Here is an 18264-nt window from a genome sequence, read left to right as displayed (position 1 = left end):
TCAGTCGTTAACTGCGCAATTTTCTTGGCAATTAGTAAATCAGAATCTTGCGCTAAAAAAGGCATATTCGCATCAACATTCCGGATTGCTTGGTAGTGAATTTCTAAGTCGCGGGACAAGCGGATTTTAAATTCTTTGAAACCGCTAGTTTCTGTTTTTTTACACAAACGAACAATCGTGGAAGTTGAAGAGTTGGTGGCTTCTGCTAGTTCATAAATCGACATATGCAGGACTCGTTCAGTATGAGATAAAATAAAATCAATAATTAGCCCTTCGTTATATGTATAGCGTTCTTTTTGTTCTAAACATTCGATTAGATTCAATGGGTTCACCTCTCTGTGGTACTTTGTTTCGCTTTCAGTATACCTTAAGCGTATGAATTATGAAACATAGTTACAGAATCAGTTAGTCGTATTTACATCAGAAAGCGGTTTCTTTATGATGAGGATATCACAAAGGATTAAGGAGAGAAGTGAAATGGATAAGTTAACAAACTGGGTGGAGCAAGCCGTAGTGCCTAAAGTTTCAAGGATTACAAGTTTACGTTATTTTCAAGCCTTAAGAAATGGTTTTTTTGCGATTATGCCGTTAACAATTATTGGATCGATTTTTATGTTGATTACAGATTTTCCAGTAGCAGGGTATGGCGATTTTATGGCTGGAATTTTCGGTGCAGGTTGGGCGGATATGATTTCACCAGCTTATCGAGCAACTTTCAACATGATGGGAATTATTTTTGCCGGGACGATGTCCTATAAATTGGCGGAAAGTTACGAAATGGATCGTTTAACTTCATTAATTTTAGGAATTGTCGCTTACGTAGTCGTTTTACCGAAAACGGTGACCACTGAATCAGGCGAAGTTGTGACGAAAGTTTTATCGTTTGATTGGTTAGGAACGCAAGGGGTGATTACGGCCATTATTATGTCAATTCTTTCGGTTGAGTTGACTCGTTTCTGTATTAAGAAAAAATTAGTCATCAAAATGCCTGACAGCGTGCCTTCTATGGTGAGCCAAGCTTTTAGTGCATTGATTCCTGGGATTTTTGTGGTAGCGGTGGCTTTATTGATTAATGGGATTGGGCTTTCGTTTGCGGATTCCTTCCCGCAATTAATTTATGCGGTGATTCAAGCGCCACTGCAAGGTTTAATCGGAACCCCTTTTGCAATTATTATTGTGGCTGGCTTAAATGGACTGTTCTGGTGGTTCGGGATTCATCCAACTGTCATCAATTCCATGCTATATCCTATTTTATATGCGAATGCAGACAAAAACCAAAGCTTAGCGGAATTAGGACAATTAACTGCTCAAAATGGCAACTTTGGCACGGTCCAAATGCTCGATCAATTTGCTACAATTGGAGGCGCTGGTTGCACGATTGGCTTGGCTATTGCAATGGCCATCGTCGGACATTCATCTAGAATGAAAGCCATGTCGAAAATTTCGTTTGTTCCAGCATTTTTCAACATTAATGAACCCTTGATTTTTGGACTCCCAGTTATTTTTAACCCTTTATTATTGATTCCGATTGCGGTCGCGCCGATTGTATCGGTCTTGATTGCCTTTCTGTCAATGAAAATTGGGTTCATGCCAATGTTTACAAACATTCAAGCACCATGGGCTACGCCCTTTCTGTTTTCGGGCTTTTTAGTGGGGAAATGGCAAGGTGCAGTGACGCAAGTTTTAGCTGTTGCCGCTAGTGTCGTTATTTATTATCCATTTGTAAAAGCCTTAGATCGACAATATCAAAAAGAAGAAGCCCATGAAGTACCAGAAACATTGTAGAGAAAGAGGAGTGAAGGAAATGCATGTTGAGAATGATGAAAATATTTGCTGTGAAGTGGAAAAAGGAATGGAAAAAATGTATCATCCGATGGTGCCCGAGTTGGTTCAAACCTCTTCCTTTTATTTTCCAACTTACGAAGAATTTATGGCAGCGAGTATAGATGAAAAAAATAATTATGTTTACACACGTGGCACCAACCCCACAACAGAAATTTTAGAGAAAAAAATTGCTCGTTTGGAACGTGGAGAAAAATGTAAAGTTTTTGCCTCAGGAATGGGCGCTATTTCGGCAACGCTGTTTACGTTGCTCCAACAAGGTGATCATGTTTTAATGGTCAATACAATTTATGGAGAATCTGTTTCGTTTGTGCAATATTTAGAGAAATTTGGCGTATCCTTGACCCGAGTAGACGTTGCAGAAACAGAAGAACTTTTTCAATTTGTTCAGGAAAACACCAAAGTCATTTACTTTGAAAGTCCGTCCTCACAAAAGTTTGAACTGCTAGATTTAGAAAAAATAACTGCGTTAGCACAAAAAATCGGCGCATACACTGTCATTGATAATACGTGGGCGTCACCGTTATTTCAGCATCCTTTATGCCATAATGTGGACCTGGTGATTCATTCTTGTTCCAAATATATTGGTGGTCATTCGGATATTGTAGCAGGGGCTGTCATTGGCAAAGCAGCGCTTGTAGATCAAATTTTTGAACATGGTCATCAAGCATTAGGCGCAGTCAATAGTCCCTTCAATTCTTGGTTAGCGTTACGAGGTATTCGTACCATGCCCGTTCGGTTGGCGCATCAGTCTCAAGCCATCCAAACGGTGCTGTCGGCTTTGCAAAAGGATCCGCGAATCAGTCGCTTATATCATCCTTTTGTAGGAAATCAACAACAACAAGCGTTAGCAGAAAAATATTTAACAGGTTATGGCTCATTGTTTGCGATTGATTTAAAAGATACCGATTTTGAACGTTTGAAAACATTTGTGAATGCATTGACGTTGGTCACAATTGGGGTCAGTTGGGGTGGTTTTGAAAGTTTGGCCTTGCCTGTATTCAAAGGCAATAACTTGGCGGCTGTTCAGAAAAGAGGCTTGTCGCCAGCGCACATTCGCATGTACGTTGGTTTGGAAGAGCCAACATCTATTATCGAAGATATTCAACAAGCCTTGGATCAAGCCTACGGCGAAGAATCGTTTTTGTGAGACATTAAGGCGGAGCCATTGTCTGCCTGTAATTCAATAACATATTTTCAACTTTAGGAGGGGAACTTAAGTCAGTTTGACTGAGGTTGCTCCTCCTGTTTTGCATTTTTTTATTAAAGTCAAAGCGTTCCTCTTTATTTAATAGGCAAAGTTCGATATAATAATGGTCAATATTAGTCAAGAGAGAAGAAGGATGGAAGACTATGAGTAATCAAAATACGTCAGATTTAATCGAGGCTTATTTAAAAAAGATTTTAGAAGAAAGTAATAAAATTGAAATCCGTCGGGCGGAAATGGCTAATTTATTTAATTGCGTTCCTTCACAAATTAACTATGTAATTAATACACGTTTTACCATCCAACGAGGCTACGCAGTTGAAAGTAAACGTGGTGGAGGCGGCTATATTCGCATTGTCAAAGTACAAATTTCAGATAACGATCAATTACTAAAACAAATGGATCAATTGATTGGCGCAACCTTAACAGAAAAAGATGCGCTAACATTTATTCAAACATTGTATGAAGAAGAAGTGATTACGAAAAAGGAAGGCAATTTAATGCTAGCTGCTTTAAGTAAAAGCACATTGAATGGTCTGGGGAATCACGAAGATTTTCTAAGAGCTCAAATAATGCGTTCATTTTTAGAGCGTTTGAGCTATGAGGAGGAATAACTATGGATGAACTATTTACAGAAAGTGCGAAAGCCGTACTGGCGATTGCCCAAGAAGAAGCGAAGTATTTTCGTCACCAATCCGTCGGTTCTGAACATTTATTATTAGCACTCGTTTTAGAACCAAATGGGATTGCCGGAAAAACATTACGACAATTGAATACTGACACAGAAGACATCCGTGAAGAAATTGAGCATTTAAGTGGCTATGGCACCATGCAAAGTCCGATGGGGAATAACAACTTATACTTACCTTATTCACCAAGAGCCAAACAAATCTTTGCCTATGCGGGAGATGAAGCGAAGCGCTTAGGGGCTCAAAAGATTGGTACCGAGCATTTATTATTAGGCTTGTTAAGAGACGAAGAAATTTTAGCGTCTAGAATTTTAGTGAATTTGGGATTAAGCTTATCCAAAATGCGTCAATTATTATTGAAAAAAATGGGCGTTTCCGAACCCAATGGCGCACAACGTCGTCGGAATGGTCAAAATAAAAATACGCCACAAGGGACGCCAACATTGGATTCTTTAGCGAGGGATTTAACCAAATTAGCACGAGAACAAAGCTTGGATCCAGTAGTTGGTCGCGGGACCGAAGTTCGTCGTTTGATTCAAATTTTGAGTCGCCGTACCAAAAACAATCCTGTCTTAGTCGGTGAACCAGGTGTTGGGAAAACAGCGATAGCAGAAGGGTTAGCCCAGAAAATTGTCAACCGAGAAGTCCCTGAAGATATGCAAGGCAAACGTTTAATGATGCTAGACATGGGTGCCTTGGTTGCTGGAACCAAATATCGAGGTGAGTTCGAAGATCGCTTGAAAAAAGTTGTCGATGAAATCTATCAAGATGGACAAGTCATTTTATTTATCGACGAATTGCATACCTTGATCGGTGCTGGCGGTGCAGAAGGGGCGATTGATGCTTCAAATATTTTAAAACCTGCTTTAGCACGTGGCGAGTTGCAAACAATTGGTGCGACAACTCTGGATGAATACCAAAAATATATTGAAAAAGATGCCGCTTTGGAACGTCGTTTTGCCCGTATTCAAGTAGCAGAACCAACCCCAGAAGAAGCAGAAGAAATTCTAAAAGGCTTGCGTTCACGCTATGAAAAACATCATGGCGTAGAAATTACAGATGAAGCTCTACATGCGGCGGTTCAATTATCGATTCGCTATTTAAATGACCGCCAATTACCAGATAAAGCAATTGATTTAATGGACGAATCTGCAGCAAAAGTTCGTTTAGATAAGGCAGATCAACCTTCAGAAATTAATGAATTGCGTACCGAAATTTCTCAATTAATTACGGAAAAAGAAGAGGCCATTCAAAACCAATCATTTGAAAGTGCTGCTCGGATTCGTCAAAAAGAAAAACAAGTGATGGAAAAACTAGAAGAATTGATTGCAGTGAAAGAAAAAAGTCTGTCTGGTTACAGTACACAAGTAACAGAAGAAGACGTGGCTGGGGTTGTTTCACAATGGACAGGCGTTCCTTTGCAGCAGCTAGAGAAGAAAGAAAGCGAACGATTGATGGAATTAGAAACCATTTTACATCAACGGGTCGTTGGCCAAAATGAAGCAGTTGAAGCTGTTTCACGCGCTATCCGTCGTGCGCGTAGTGGCTTGAAAGACCCAGCAAGACCGATTGGTTCCTTCATGTTCTTAGGACCAACTGGGGTTGGGAAAACAGAACTTGCCAAAGCCTTAGCCGAAGCGATGTTTGGCAGCGAAGAAGCTTTGATTCGCGTGGACATGTCTGAGTTTATGGAAAAATACAGTACTAGCCGTTTAATCGGTTCTCCTCCAGGTTATGTCGGCTACGAAGAAGGCGGCCAACTAACTGAAAAAATTCGTCAACGTCCTTATTCCGTTATTTTGCTAGATGAAGTAGAAAAAGCCCATCCAGATGTCTTTAATATTTTATTACAAGTCTTAGATGATGGCCATTTAACGGATGCCAAAGGACGAAAAGTCGATTTTCGTAACACGATTTTAATCATGACCTCCAACTTAGGAGCAACAGCGATTCGTGAAGAAAAACATGTTGGCTTCAATGTGAAAGACATTTCTAAAAATCATGAATTAATGCAAAAACGAATCATGGAAGAATTGAAAAAAGCCTTCCGTCCAGAATTCTTAAACCGAATTGATGAAACGGTTGTCTTCCATTCCTTGAAACAAGAGGAAATTCATGAAATCGTAAAAATTATGAGTCAATCTGTCGTGAAACGGATGGCCGAACAAGAGGTTAAAGTGAAAATCACACCAGCTGCAATTGAAGTTATTGGTAAAGTCGGGTTTGATCCAGAATATGGCGCACGTCCAATTCGTCGGGCCTTGCAAAAAGAAGTGGAAGATCGTTTAAGTGAAGCCCTTCTTTCTGGTCAAATTCAGTTAGGGGATAAAGTAACTTTAGGCGCTAGCAAAGGCAAAATCACGTTAAATGTGCGGGCACCAAAAGCACCAAAGACAGAAGCGAAAGAATTACAAACTGTATAGATGAGATGCGAAGTCTGGTACAAAAACCATTTAGGGTTTTTATGCCAGGCTTTTCTATTTTCCAGTGGCGATTTCTTTTTGAGAATTGCCAGATTGATTTTTCTGTGCTACGTTAATAAGGAGGGGTGATGGAATGGAACAATCTTTTTTTCGAGAATTACTACATTATCAGCGTCCAAAGGATAATCCTTTTCGACTAGTGTTTGCTGGCTTGGTTATGTTCAGCATTCTTTTTTTGGGCTATATCAATCATCAATTATTGATTTCAAGCTTTGGCTCGTTAGGTATTTTTACTTTTTTATATTATCAGCCGTTACCATTAAAACAGTTAATGACTCGTTTATCTGTGGTCGGTAGTTACCTTTTTTTAGGAAATTTGTTAGGCATGTTATCGACCCATATTGCATGGCTCATTCCCATTGTTGTTGCACTGGTCGGTTTTGGTGGCCGCTTTTTCTTTGAAGTCTACGATATTTCAAAACCAGGGGCCTTCTTTGGTGTGATGGTGACAGCGATGGGTGCCAGTACGAGTATTCCGTTAGCAAAAATTCCGTTCATGAGTGGCTGTATGTTATTAGGTATTGGCTTTTCTATTTTGTTTGCACTAGTGTTGCATTTTACAGAGAAGGAAATCAGTGCCCCGCTAGCTAAGCGATCATTACGGGAACGAATTTATCGGCATCCAGAAGCGCCATTAGATAGCATATATTATAGCTTTGTCTTATTTTTTGCTGTATATATCAGCGAAAGTTTACATTTACAGAATCCGTATTGGTTAGTCGTTTCCTGTGCATCCATTTTACAAGGAGACAATTTACGTGCGATTAAGCAGCGAAATATTCAGCGAATTTTTGGCACAACGATTGGTTTGGTTATTTCCGCTTTTCTGCTTAATTTAGCTTTGACAACTTTTGAATCGATTGTCGTGATTACAATCTTATTTGTGACCGTTGAGTATTTTATTCGTCGTAATTATGGATTGGCGCAATTTTTCACAACGCCTATGGCTCTGATGCTTTCATTGCTCGTTCGTCAGCAGTACGTGATAACGTTGATTCAATTCCGCTTTTTGGGGATTGTTTTAGGCAGCTTGTTAGGCTTAGCGGCAGCGTGGCTATTCACCGTTGTAGTAACGTTTTATGAACGAAAATACCACTTGAACGAGTGACCAAAGAACAGATGACCAGTAATTAAAAAAAGAGCATTTGGTAGGTAAGCGGTTGGCGCTTTTCTACCAAAATTTTTTTCGGAAACATTGTGAAAAATGTACGTTTAATACAGATAGGCTCTTTTAAAGTTTGTGAACGTATGATACTATTAAACGGTCATAAAGAAGGAGGCTATATTTATGATTGAACTGATTGCAACTGCAGAATCTGTTGAGCAGGCTGTAGAATTACTCGCAACAGGTGTGGATACATTATATATTGGAGAAGAAACATTCGGGTTGCGTTTGCCCGTATCTTTTACACGAGATGAACAACGCGAGATTGTGAAACGTGCACATGAAATGGGCAAACAAGTGCTAGTTGCAGTAAATGGCATTATGCACCCTGAAAAAATGAAATTAGTCCCAGAGTATCTGACATTTTTAAAAGAAATCAACGTCGATAAAATTACTTTGGGTGATCCAGGTATTGTGTTTATTATGCAACGAGATGGATTAGAAATTCCTTACGTTTATGATGGCGAAACCTTAGTAACGAGCTCACGTCAAATCAATTTTTGGAGTAAACGAGGAGCCATCGGAGCTGTCCTAGCTCGGGAAGTACCTTTTGAAGAAATGGTCGCAATGGAAGAGAACTTAGCAGTTCCAGCTGAAATTCTTGTCTATGGGGCGACGTGTATTCATCAATCGAAACGCCCATTAATTCAAAATTACTACAATTACACAAAGAACGACAAAGGGGTTACGAAAGACGAAGGGCTGTTTATTTCTGAACCCAAAAAACCAGAAACCCACTATTCCATTTATGAAGATAGTCATGGTACGCATATTTTTGCCAATAACGATGTGAACTTGATGAATGAGTTAACAAACTTGTATGACCATCACTATCGTACATGGAAGCTCGATGGCCTTTACACGCCAGGTGAAAATTTTGTCGCGATTGCTCGCTTATTTGCTGAAGCGAAAGCAGCACTTGAAGCGGGAACTTGGTCAGAAGATCAAGCAGCTCATGCAACAGCTGAAATTGAAAAATTACATCCAACAGGTCGTGGCTTAGACAATGGTTTCTTTGATTTAAGTGCCGATGCAATAAAATAAATTGATTCATTTAAGGGGAAGAAGAACATGAAAGTAATGACAGAACGAACATTGAAGCGTCCCGAGGTGTTGGCTCCAGCCGGGACGCTAGAAAAACTAAAAGTCGCAATTCGTTACGGTGCCGATGCCGTTTATATCGGAGGGAATGCCTACGGTCTGCGTAGCCGCGCAGGAAATTTCACGCCAGAAGAAATGGCGGAAGGCGTAGCCTTTGCCCGCGAACATAATGCGAAAGTTTATGTCGCTGCCAATATGGTCACTCATGAAGGAAACCAGGAAGGGGCAGGAGCGTTTTTCAGAGAATTGCGAGACATCGGAATTTCAGCTGTGATTGTTTCCGATCCAGCTTTAATCGAAATTTGTGCGACAGAAGCACCAGGTTTACCTATCCATTTATCGACACAAGCTTCAGCAACCAACTATGAAACATTAGAATTTTGGAAAAATGAAGGCTTAGAACGTGTGGTATTAGCGCGCGAAGTTTCAATGGAGGAAGTTGCAGCGATTCGTGAAAATACGGACATTGAGATTGAAGCCTTTATTCATGGAGCAATGTGTATTTCATATTCAGGACGTTGTACTTTATCCAACCATATGTCGATGCGGGATGCCAATCGTGGCGGTTGCTCTCAATCTTGTCGTTGGAAATACGAGTTATTTGATATGCCTTTTGGGACAGAACGTCGGAGCAAAACCAGTGAAGGGGAAGTTGAAGAAGAGTTTTCAATGAGCGCCGTAGATATGTCTATGATTGAACATATTCCAGAATTAATTGAAAATGGTGTCGATAGTTTTAAAATTGAAGGCCGCATGAAATCCATTCACTATGTTTCGACAGTCGCTAATGTGTATAAAAAAGCCGTCGATTCTTACATGGAAGATCCTGAAAACTATGTCTGCCAACAAGAGTGGATTGATGAATTATGGAAAGTAGCACAACGTGAATTAGCAACTGGTTTTTATTACAATACACCAAGTGAAAATGAACAATTATTCGGCGAACGTCGTAAAATTCCACAATATAAATTTGTTGGCGAAGTGATTGCGTACAACGAAAAGACGCAAGTCGCGACAATTCGTCAACGGAACCTTTTCAGTGTCGGCGATGAAATTGAATTTTATGGTCCCGGGTTTACCCATTTCCACCAAACCGTTAAAGAGATGTATAATGAAGACGGTGAAGCGATCGATCGGGCACCTAATCCCATGATGTTATTAACAATGGAAGTGACGCAACCTGTTGCAGTCGGCGATATGATTCGTAAGAAAAAATAAACCAGCCAAAAGGAGGAGTAATTATGAGTGTCCGCGTGAATGATTTATTAAAATTACCGTCTTTGCGAGAAGCAACGGTACTTTCTGGTAAAAACCAATTGGACACATCTGTTGCTTCTCTTTCTTTTTTAGAAGTCTCTGATATGTCTTTGTTTTCGGAAAAACTTCACAAAACAAATGAATACCATGCTGGCGAAATTTTGATTGGTTCATTTTGTGCCATTCGTCATGATGTGGTGAAGCAATGTGAAACGATTCGGCATCTCCATGAATTAGGCGAAGTAGGCCTAATCTTGTACTACGTTGGGATTATCGTACCGAAAGTTGCAGAGGAAGTGATTCAATTAGCGGATTCTTTAGGTTTTATTTTAATCCAAATGCCTAAAAATGATCCCACATTACGCTACAACGAAGTCATTTATGAAGTCATGAAATTGTTAGTCAATAAAAATAAAATGGCTTCTTTTGCAACGGACCTCTTGGAAAAAGTTTCCCTTTTGCCTGAACAAAACCGCAGTGTGGAAATGACCTTGAAAATCCTATCCGATTTTTTAAAAGTCAACATTGCGTTAACCACCTATACCAATGAAATCATCAGCACCATCAATTGGCCGCGAAGCACGAAATTACCCTTAACCAAGTTACTTTATCAATCACAAGAGAAAGTAGCGTTGGGAGAAACGACCTACTTCATTACCTCGCAAAAACTTCCTCAGAAAGATGGACAAACATTGAAGCTTTACTTCATTCGAGAAGAAGAGCAGTTAACCTCTTTTGAGATGAATCAAGCGGTGGAAGTCGTTCAGATGGCTCTGAATTTATGGGGGAAAAACTATGACGAAGTCAGTGAGTATGCCTTAGTCCAAGCAATCATTAACGATGAAAGTGATAAGATGTACCAATTAGCCAAAAAATTAATGATTGATATTTCTTCTGTCGAAACGATGTGGCTTTTGCCTATTTGGCAACAAGGACAAGAAATCCACGCTATTCAGCAAGATTTGAAAGATTTCCTACGTTACTATTACCAAACAACGATTGTCCAGCAAACAGAAAATTACCTGATTGTTCTCTTAGGTAATTATTTACACAAACAGCCTGAAGCCACGATTAGTAAAGAATACTTGCAAGCCACAGACTATCAGGACTATTTAGGTGAAATCATCCTTTGTCCGAAAGTTCGTAACACGACTGAAGTGCGTGTCAGCTACCAAACTGCTAATCAAGTCGCGCCGTTTTTAAAGCGTGTCTATCCACAAAGAAAAGTGTTATCAATCGCGGAAATTCGTACAGTTCAACAAATGATGACGTGTCTCCAAGCAGGAGAAGAAGCCATCCAACAACGCTTAGCAGTTATCCAACCTCTCTTAAAAGAATCAGAGCAGTTAATGACATTAGGAACGTTTTTACTAGATGCAAGTAGTGATTTTAAAGAATGCGGCGAACGCCTATTTGTTCATAAAAATACGGTCAAATATCGTATCAGTAAAATTAATGAAGCGCTCGGCTATGATATGACTAACGCCGCCGAAGCCTATGAAGTCTATTTGGCGATGATCTTATATCGCTTGGTCACGAATGAATGAAAAAAGCAGACAATCGGCAGTAGCCGATTGTCTGCTTTTTTATTTTAAGCCAAAACTTCCTCGATATTTTTTTCAATTTGAAAAAGACCTATGACTGATTTTTCGTTATAATTGAAAAAATAATTAAGGAGGAATGAGAATGAAATTAAAAAACGAGCAACAACAATCGTGGCTTAGCTTAGCATTTGTTTGGGCGGGCGCAATGATTAGCGTGCCAGGATTAATTATTGGAGGAACGTTAGTTGCAGGCATGCCTTTATGGGAAGCTTTGTTAACAGGATTTATTGGTTACGGTATTATTGTTATTTTAATGATTTTACAAGGAATTCAAAGTTCCGACTTACAAGAACCTTCTGTCAAAGTCGCTTCTCAAGTGTTTGGCATTCAAGGTTCGCAAAAGATTATTTCCATTATTCTAGCGATTGCTTGCTTAGGTTGGTTTGGTTTGCAAGCCAATGTCAGCGGCGGCGCTTTCACGAACTTTTTAAAAATTTACGGCATTGATTTACCTGTGTCGCTTTCTTCCTTAATCTGGGGAGTTATCATGCTTATTTCGGCTCTTTATGGCATAAAAATATTGAAAATTCTGAATTATTTTGCGGTTCCTGTGTTAGTTCTGGTTTGTCTTTATGGCTTGGTGGCTTCGTTAAGAAACAACGGTTGGGAAGCTGTTAGTCAATATACACCTCAAACAGCAGGAAGCTTTATGTCAGGTCTTTCAATGACTGTCGGTTCTTTTGCATTAGGCGCAGTAATTGCTGGAGATTACTCTCAATATGTTTCTTCTCGTAAAGATGTGGTTAAAGCGGCCACCTTAGGGATTTTACCGACAGGCTTGTTGATGATTGGCGTTGGTGCGGTCTTGACCATTGCTTCGAACACCGCAGATATCACGGAAGTTTTTATGAATCTCGGTTTTCCAGTTTTAGGAATTATTGCGCTAATTTTAGCAACTTGGACCACGAATGCCGTGAATGCTTTTTCTGGCGGACTGGCCTTGATTAATGTCTTTGATATTCCAAAAGAAAAAGAAAAAGTCGCTGTCGGTGCGGCCGGCGCCATTGGAACCTTATTAGCAGTTGTGGGGATCTTAAATTACTTTACGCCGATTATGTCTGTCCTTTCTGCGATGGTTCCACCAGTGGCTGGTGTAATGATTGTTGCCTATTGGTTGATTAACAAAGGCGATCGAACCAAATGGCAGCCAACGCCTGGCGTGAATAAATTAGGTGTTTTTTCATGGCTAATTGGTGCTGCAGTGGGGGGCATTCCGGTGATTATGAGTTTCTTTCCCAATGCCCCTCAATTGCCTAACCAACCGCTAATTGGCATTGTTTTATCGTTTGTTATTTATTATTTCGGTGCAAAACGTCAACAGACGAACACCGAATCATTAGAAATGGAATGAAGAAGAGGAGTGTCGGAGAATGCGTTATTTAGATGCAGAAGCAATTGAGAATATAGCTACAGGAGCAGCTTTTTTAGGGACAGGAGGTGGCGGTGATCCCTACATTGGTAAAATGATGGCTTTGTCCGCCATCGAAGAAAACGGACCTGTCAAACTGGTTTCTCCAGAAGAAATTGCCGCGGAGGATTTTTTCCTACCCGCCGCAATGATGGGTGCCCCATCTGTCGCAATTGAAAAATTTCCCAAAGGCGACGAATTCGTCCGTGTCTTTGAGAAGTTAGGAAAATATTTAGACCAAGAAACGATTGCGGGAACCTTTCCAATGGAAGCTGGGGGCGTCAATTCAATGATTCCAATTGTTGTTGCAGCGAAGCTAGGCATTCCCTTGGTGGATTGTGATGGTATGGGTCGGGCCTTTCCAGAATTGCCTATGGTAACGTTCCATTTGAATGGGATGTCAGCGACCCCTATGGCAATTACCGATGAAAAAGGAAATATTGGCATTATGGAAACGATTGATAATACTTGGACAGAACGTCTTGCTCGTGTTCAAACGGTTGAAATGGGCGCCAGTGCTTTAGTGAGCATTTATCCCGCGACAGGCAAACAATTACAAGACTATGGTATTCACAACATCGTGACATTATCAGAAGAAATTGGCAAAGTGATTCGAGGTACCTATGCAGATGAACAAGAAAAACGCCAAGCATTAGTAGAAGTTACGGATGGCTTTGAATTGTTCCAAGGAAAAATTCTAGATGTGGAACGAGAAGTAAAAGGTGGCTTCAATTTGGGACGTGTCAAATTGAGTGGCTTAAACAGTGATGCTGGTTCAGAAGCAGTCGTCCATTTTCAAAATGAAAATTTAATTGCCGAGAAAGATGGTCAGGTGATTGCGATGACGCCTGATTTGATTTGTATGGTAGATTTAGAAACTTTAACGCCTGTGACAACAGAAAGCTTGAAATACGGCAAACGTGTCCAAGTAATGGGCTTGAAAGCGAATGCCGCTTGGCGAACGAAAAAAGGTATCGAAACAGTGGGTCCTCGGTATTTCGGCTACGAAATGGATTATCAACCACTAGAAAACTTAGTAGCGAAGGAGGAAAAATAAATGTATAAAATCGGTATCGATGTCGGCGGCACAAATACAGATGCTGTTATTTTAGATCATCAATTAAACTTGATTCATTCAGTGAAAGTTCCAACAACCGATGATATTCAAACAGGGATTGCCGGTGCCTTAAATAAAGTCTTGGCAGAATCAGCAGTGGACCCAACCAAAGTCACACATGCAATGTTGGGCACGACCCAATGTACGAATGCCATTGTTGAGCGAAAAAAATTAGCAAAAGTTGGGGTCCTTCGTTTGGGCTATCCAGCAACCGCTTCGGTCTTGCCTTACACAGCTTGGCCCAAGGATTTAGTGGCCACTCTTTCAGAAACGTATGCTTTAGCACATGGCGGCTACGAATATGATGGACAACCATTGACTGCACTGGACGAAGAAGAATTACGTGGGATTTTGGCCTCTTGGCGAGGAGAAGTAGAGGCAATCGCAGTAATTGGCGTTTTTTCTTCTTTAAAAAATGACCAAGAATTGTTTGTTCAAGCACTTGCGAAGGAAGTGTTAGGGGCAGATGTTCCTGTATCTTGCTCCTCAATGATTGGGTCTGTCGGTTTAATTGAACGGGAAAATGCGACAATTTTGAATGCTGCGTTGCACAAAGTAATTAAAGTGACCAGCGAGGGCTTTGAACAAGCCTTAGAACAAGAAAAAATTCATCACGCCCAAGTGTACTTATGTCAAAATGATGGTACGTTAATGTCGTTAACGTATGCCAAACAGTTTCCTATTTTAACCATTGCTTGTGGACCAACCAATAGTATTCGTGGGGCTTCTTACTTAGCCGGCTTGAAAGATGCGGTTGTTTTAGATGTTGGTGGCACAACGTCAGACATTGGCGTGTTAGTGGATGGCTTTCCAAGAGAATCTTCACTGGCCGTTGATGTTGGCGGGGTACGGACTAATTTTAGAATGCCAGATATCGTGTCAATCGGTGTCGGCGGCGGCAGTCTAGTGCGTGAACAACCAGATGGTTCTGTGACAGTTGGCCCCGATAGTGTCGGCTACCGTATTACACAAGAGGCCCTTGTTTTTGGCGGCACACAATTAACGACCACTGATATTGCGGTTCGCTTAGGCCATGCCCAAGTCGGTGATCCTAGCAAAGTGGCTCATTTAGACCAAGCGTTTGCGGAAAAAGTGTACCAAAAAATTGGCGAATTGGTCAGTGAAGCGATTGATCGCATGAAGACCAGTTCCGCAGACGTGACGGTCGTTTTAGTTGGTGGTGGGAGTATTATCATCCCCGAAGAATTGACAGGCGTTAAAGCGCTAATTCGCAACGAAAACGGAGCAGTGGCGAATGCCATCGGTGCCTCTATCGCTCAGATTAGCGGACAATACGAACAAATTTATGTCTATTCAAAAATCCAACGGGATGCGGCGTTGACTGATGCCCAAGAAAAAGCCGTCCAACAAGCTGAACTTGCGGGTGCAGTCCCTGGCACAATCGAGTTAGTCGAGGTGGAAGAAACACCACTTGCCTATCATCCAGAAAATGCAACCCGCTTACGAGTAAAAGTGGTTGGGAATATGTACTAAAAGAAAGGAAATCCTCTGGCATATGAGGGTTTCCTTTTTGTGCTATAGTAAAAGAAAAAGAAGGAGGAATAACTATGGCTAAATTATTCGCCTACCAAATTGGTCAAAACCCTCGTATTCAAACGGACCTTTTGGTAGATCCTCAGCTGTTTGAAGATGAGCATGGCTGTATGGGTGCAGTGGGCTTCGGGTTAGCAGATTGTGTTCAAACCGGAATGTTTACAGATATTGAAGTGATAAAACGGTATCTTCACGAAGCAACCTACGTTTTTATTAATGGTGACTTTGACCGACTAAGTTATTTAGAAATTGGGATTGCACTTTCCTTAGGCAAAACACTTTACGTCATTACAATGAATCCAAACGTAACGAAAGAAGATTTAGGAATTCCCTTCGACAATGCTACGATTGAATTCCTTTCCCCCAGTGCTTTTACGGAACGAATCAATAAAACAGAAGCAGCAGAAAACTAAACAAAAGTAAGTAATACGACTGTCTTTTTTTGCTATTTTTTGCGATAATAAGGGAGAAAGTTCAAATTGAAAGGGAGCCAGAATAAATGAAAACCTATGATTATATTGTTATTGGTGGCGGTAGTGGCGGGATTGCTTCTGCTAACCGCGCAGGAATGCACGGAGCCAACGTCCTTTTAATTGAGGGCAACGAAATTGGTGGGACCTGTGTCAACGTTGGTTGTGTGCCTAAAAAAGTCATGTGGCAAGCCAGCAGCATGATGGAAATGATGGAAAGAGACACAGCAGGCTACGGGTTTGATGTTGAAATCAAAAATTTTAGCTTTAAACAATTAGTTGAAAATCGTGAAAAATATATTGACTTCTTACATGGTGCGTATAATCGTGGTTTAGACAGTAACAACATTGAACGTATCCATGGTTACGCTACGTTTACTGGGGAGCAAACAATTGAAGTCAATGGAACAGAATATACGGCGCCACACATTTTAATCGCGACAGGTGGTCGTCCGAAAAAACTAGGTATTCCAGGAGAAGAATATGCCTTAGATTCAAACGGCTTCTTTGCGTTAGAAGAAATGCCAAAACGTGTGGTCTTTGTGGGTGCAGGGTACATCGCAGCCGAATTAGCAGGAACCTTACATGGCTTAGGTGCAGAAACACATTGGGCCTTCCGTCATGAACGACCATTACGAAGCTTTGATGACATGCTTTCTGAAAAAGTCGTAGAACGCTATCAAGAAATGGGCATGCAAATTCATCCGAATGCAACACCAGCTAAAATTGAAAAAACGGCGCAGAATGAGTACGTTATTACATTTGAAAATGGTGAATCAATCACGACAGATGCCGTGATTTTCGGGACAGGCCGTCAGCCGAACACGGATCAATTAGGCTTAGAAAATACGAAAGTAGCCCTTGATGAAAAAGGCTACGTCAAAGTAGATAAATTCCAAAATACCACGCAAAATGGCATCTACGCAGTCGGCGATGTCATTGGGAAAATCGACTTAACGCCAGTCGCAATTGCCGCTGGTCGGCACCTGTCTGAACGCTTATTTAACGGACAAACCGATTTATATTTGGATTATAACTTGGTACCAACGGTGGTCTTTACCCATCCACCAGTTGCGACAATTGGCTTGACGGAAAAAGCAGCGCTTGAAGAATATGGTGAAGACCAAGTGAAAATCTATCGCTCTAGCTTTACACCAATGTATTTTGCTTTAGGAGAATACCGTCAAAAATGCGATATGAAATTAATCTGTGTCGGCAAAGAAGAAAAAATTGTCGGTTTGCATGGCATCGGCATCGGTGTTGACGAAATGCTACAAGGCTTTGCAGTCGCTATTAAAATGGGTGCGACAAAAGCAGATTTTGATAATACTGTTGCGATTCATCCAACAGGCTCAGAAGAATTTGTAACAATGCGATAAAAGGAGAATAAACCCCGAAAAAGAGCGTTGCATTAGCAACGCTCTTTTTTGAATACACGAGTTATTTCATTCAATTTATAACCAATTGGGTGCTGACAAACGTGATGAAATTAGCTATTTTCTATTATCAGTTGCAACATTTTTTTCATTAAAATGTTGATATAAGGAAGTATCAGAAACGAGTAATTCAATGATTTCAGATTTATCTATAATAGTAATTCTTTGTCGAGACAAAAACGCAATAAATTGTGGTAAAAATCTTTTGGCATAGATATCTAAATATAACTTTGTGGTTTGATTATTATAGGTGACTAGTAAGTAAAAATAGTCGGGACTACTATCAAAAGCGGACGCTCTTATCTTTTTGGTATAAATGATTTCTATGGATTCAATTTCAGAATAAGGAATTTTTATTTGTGTAGAACTGTTTTTTATGCATTCAATGATTTTCAGAATCGGGTTTCTGGAGAATTGATGGACCATAATATCTTGTTGGTTAATTATCCAATAATCTGAAAAGATGATTGGAAAAACTAAAAGTAGACCGATAAATATGATTGCACTAAACAACCAAAAAGGTTGATAACCAAAACCAGTAAGTAGCAAAGAGAAACAAGTCCAAACAATACAAAATAAAATTCCTTTTTTTAGATTATAAATTTTTCCAACAACTTGGGGCTTTTTAAAATAAGGACTACCTTGGATTAGCTCATCAATAGAAATATTGTATAAATCAGAAAGCATCAGTAAATTATCAATTGAAGGGATGGATTGTCCAGTTTCCCATTTGGAAACAGCTTGTGTAGTGACATGTAATTTTTGGGCAATTTGTTCTTGCGTATAGTGATTATTTATTCTCCGTGTTTTTAAAATAGTTTGGATTAACATTATTCGTTACCTCCTTGATTTTAGAGTAGTCTATTCCGCTATATGTTTCAATCAACTAGTGGTTAATAAGCAAATAATTGCTATTAAATAAACAATAACA

At 40.2% G+C, this 18264-nt stretch carries 15 protein-coding genes (1 of these 15 running past the window's edge); 13 read left to right on the top strand and 2 right to left on the bottom strand.

Annotation, left to right across the window (positions count from 1 at the left end; translation table 11 throughout):
- Nucleotides 1-332 carry the beginning of a MurR/RpiR family transcriptional regulator gene (locus tag IGL86_RS12755; RefSeq protein WP_002354705.1) on the bottom strand. The gene continues 526 nt to the left of window position 1, outside the view, so 332 of the gene's 858 nt are visible here — the first part of the coding sequence; the start codon lies at nucleotides 330-332; the stop codon falls past the left edge of the window.
- Nucleotides 333-477: 145 nt separating this feature from the next.
- On the opposite strand from IGL86_RS12755, the gene IGL86_RS12750 reads away from it, so the two are divergent.
- The 13 genes from IGL86_RS12750 to gor all read left to right on the top strand — a co-directional run bounded on the left by IGL86_RS12750 (nucleotide 478) and on the right by gor (nucleotide 17276).
- Nucleotides 478-1785, top strand: coding sequence for a PTS sugar transporter subunit IIC (locus tag IGL86_RS12750; protein WP_010706948.1), 1308 nt, complete (start codon nucleotides 478-480; stop codon nucleotides 1783-1785).
- Nucleotides 1763-2992, top strand: a complete 1230-nt coding sequence (locus tag IGL86_RS12745) for an aminotransferase class I/II-fold pyridoxal phosphate-dependent enzyme (protein WP_025190606.1) — start codon at nucleotides 1763-1765, stop codon at nucleotides 2990-2992. Before IGL86_RS12750 ends, IGL86_RS12745 begins: the two co-directional genes overlap by 23 nt.
- Before the next feature lie 203 nt (nucleotides 2993-3195).
- Nucleotides 3196-3663, top strand: coding sequence for a CtsR family transcriptional regulator (locus IGL86_RS12740; protein WP_002354715.1), 468 nt, complete (start codon nucleotides 3196-3198; stop codon nucleotides 3661-3663).
- Between the two features lie 2 nt (nucleotides 3664-3665).
- Complete coding sequence (locus IGL86_RS12735; protein ID WP_002360915.1) at nucleotides 3666-6161, top strand: ATP-dependent Clp protease ATP-binding subunit; 2496 nt, start codon at nucleotides 3666-3668, stop codon at nucleotides 6159-6161.
- A 133-nt stretch (nucleotides 6162-6294) separates the two neighbouring features.
- Nucleotides 6295-7329, top strand: coding sequence for an FUSC family protein (locus IGL86_RS12730; RefSeq protein WP_002354721.1), 1035 nt, complete (start codon nucleotides 6295-6297; stop codon nucleotides 7327-7329).
- A gap of 180 nt (nucleotides 7330-7509) precedes the next feature.
- Entirely contained in the window at nucleotides 7510-8430 is a 921-nt protein-coding gene (locus tag IGL86_RS12725) for a peptidase U32 family protein (protein ID WP_002354722.1), read from the top strand.
- 27 nt (nucleotides 8431-8457) lie between these two features.
- Nucleotides 8458-9705 (top strand): peptidase U32 family protein, encoded by a 1248-nt coding sequence (locus IGL86_RS12720; RefSeq protein ID WP_002368523.1) that lies wholly within the window; start codon nucleotides 8458-8460, stop codon nucleotides 9703-9705.
- Nucleotides 9706-9728: 23 nt separating this feature from the next.
- Complete coding sequence (locus IGL86_RS12715; protein ID WP_002354724.1) at nucleotides 9729-11291, top strand: PucR family transcriptional regulator; 1563 nt, start codon at nucleotides 9729-9731, stop codon at nucleotides 11289-11291.
- A gap of 133 nt (nucleotides 11292-11424) precedes the next feature.
- Nucleotides 11425-12699, top strand: a complete 1275-nt coding sequence (locus tag IGL86_RS12710) for a cytosine permease (protein ID WP_430605619.1) — start codon at nucleotides 11425-11427, stop codon at nucleotides 12697-12699.
- 19 nt (nucleotides 12700-12718) lie between these two features.
- The gene (locus IGL86_RS12705; RefSeq protein WP_010820367.1) at nucleotides 12719-13813 is read left to right on the top strand and encodes a DUF917 domain-containing protein; all 1095 of its coding nucleotides are present in this window, start codon (nucleotides 12719-12721) and stop codon (nucleotides 13811-13813) included.
- Nucleotides 13814-15367 (top strand): hydantoinase/oxoprolinase N-terminal domain-containing protein, encoded by a 1554-nt coding sequence (locus IGL86_RS12700; RefSeq protein ID WP_002360919.1) that lies wholly within the window; start codon nucleotides 13814-13816, stop codon nucleotides 15365-15367.
- 74 nt (nucleotides 15368-15441) lie between these two features.
- Nucleotides 15442-15840 (top strand): hypothetical protein, encoded by a 399-nt coding sequence (locus IGL86_RS12695; protein WP_033625562.1) that lies wholly within the window; start codon nucleotides 15442-15444, stop codon nucleotides 15838-15840.
- A gap of 86 nt (nucleotides 15841-15926) precedes the next feature.
- Nucleotides 15927-17276: a glutathione-disulfide reductase gene (gene gor, locus IGL86_RS12690; protein WP_033625561.1), complete on the top strand. Its 1350-nt coding sequence runs from the start codon at nucleotides 15927-15929 to the stop codon at nucleotides 17274-17276.
- A gap of 114 nt (nucleotides 17277-17390) precedes the next feature.
- On the opposite strand, the gene IGL86_RS12685 is transcribed toward gor, so the two are convergent.
- Entirely contained in the window at nucleotides 17391-18164 is a 774-nt protein-coding gene (locus IGL86_RS12685; protein ID WP_016617644.1) for a helix-turn-helix domain-containing protein, read from the bottom strand.
- Between the last annotated feature and the right edge of the window lie 100 nt (nucleotides 18165-18264).

Origin of the sequence: Enterococcus sp. DIV0774 (assembly GCF_050539095.1) — a bacterium.
Taxonomy (GTDB): Bacteria; Bacillota; Bacilli; order Lactobacillales; family Enterococcaceae; genus Enterococcus; species Enterococcus faecalis.
Note: the sequence above shows the minus strand (reverse complement) of the source record. Positions and strands in the feature narration are given on the sequence as shown.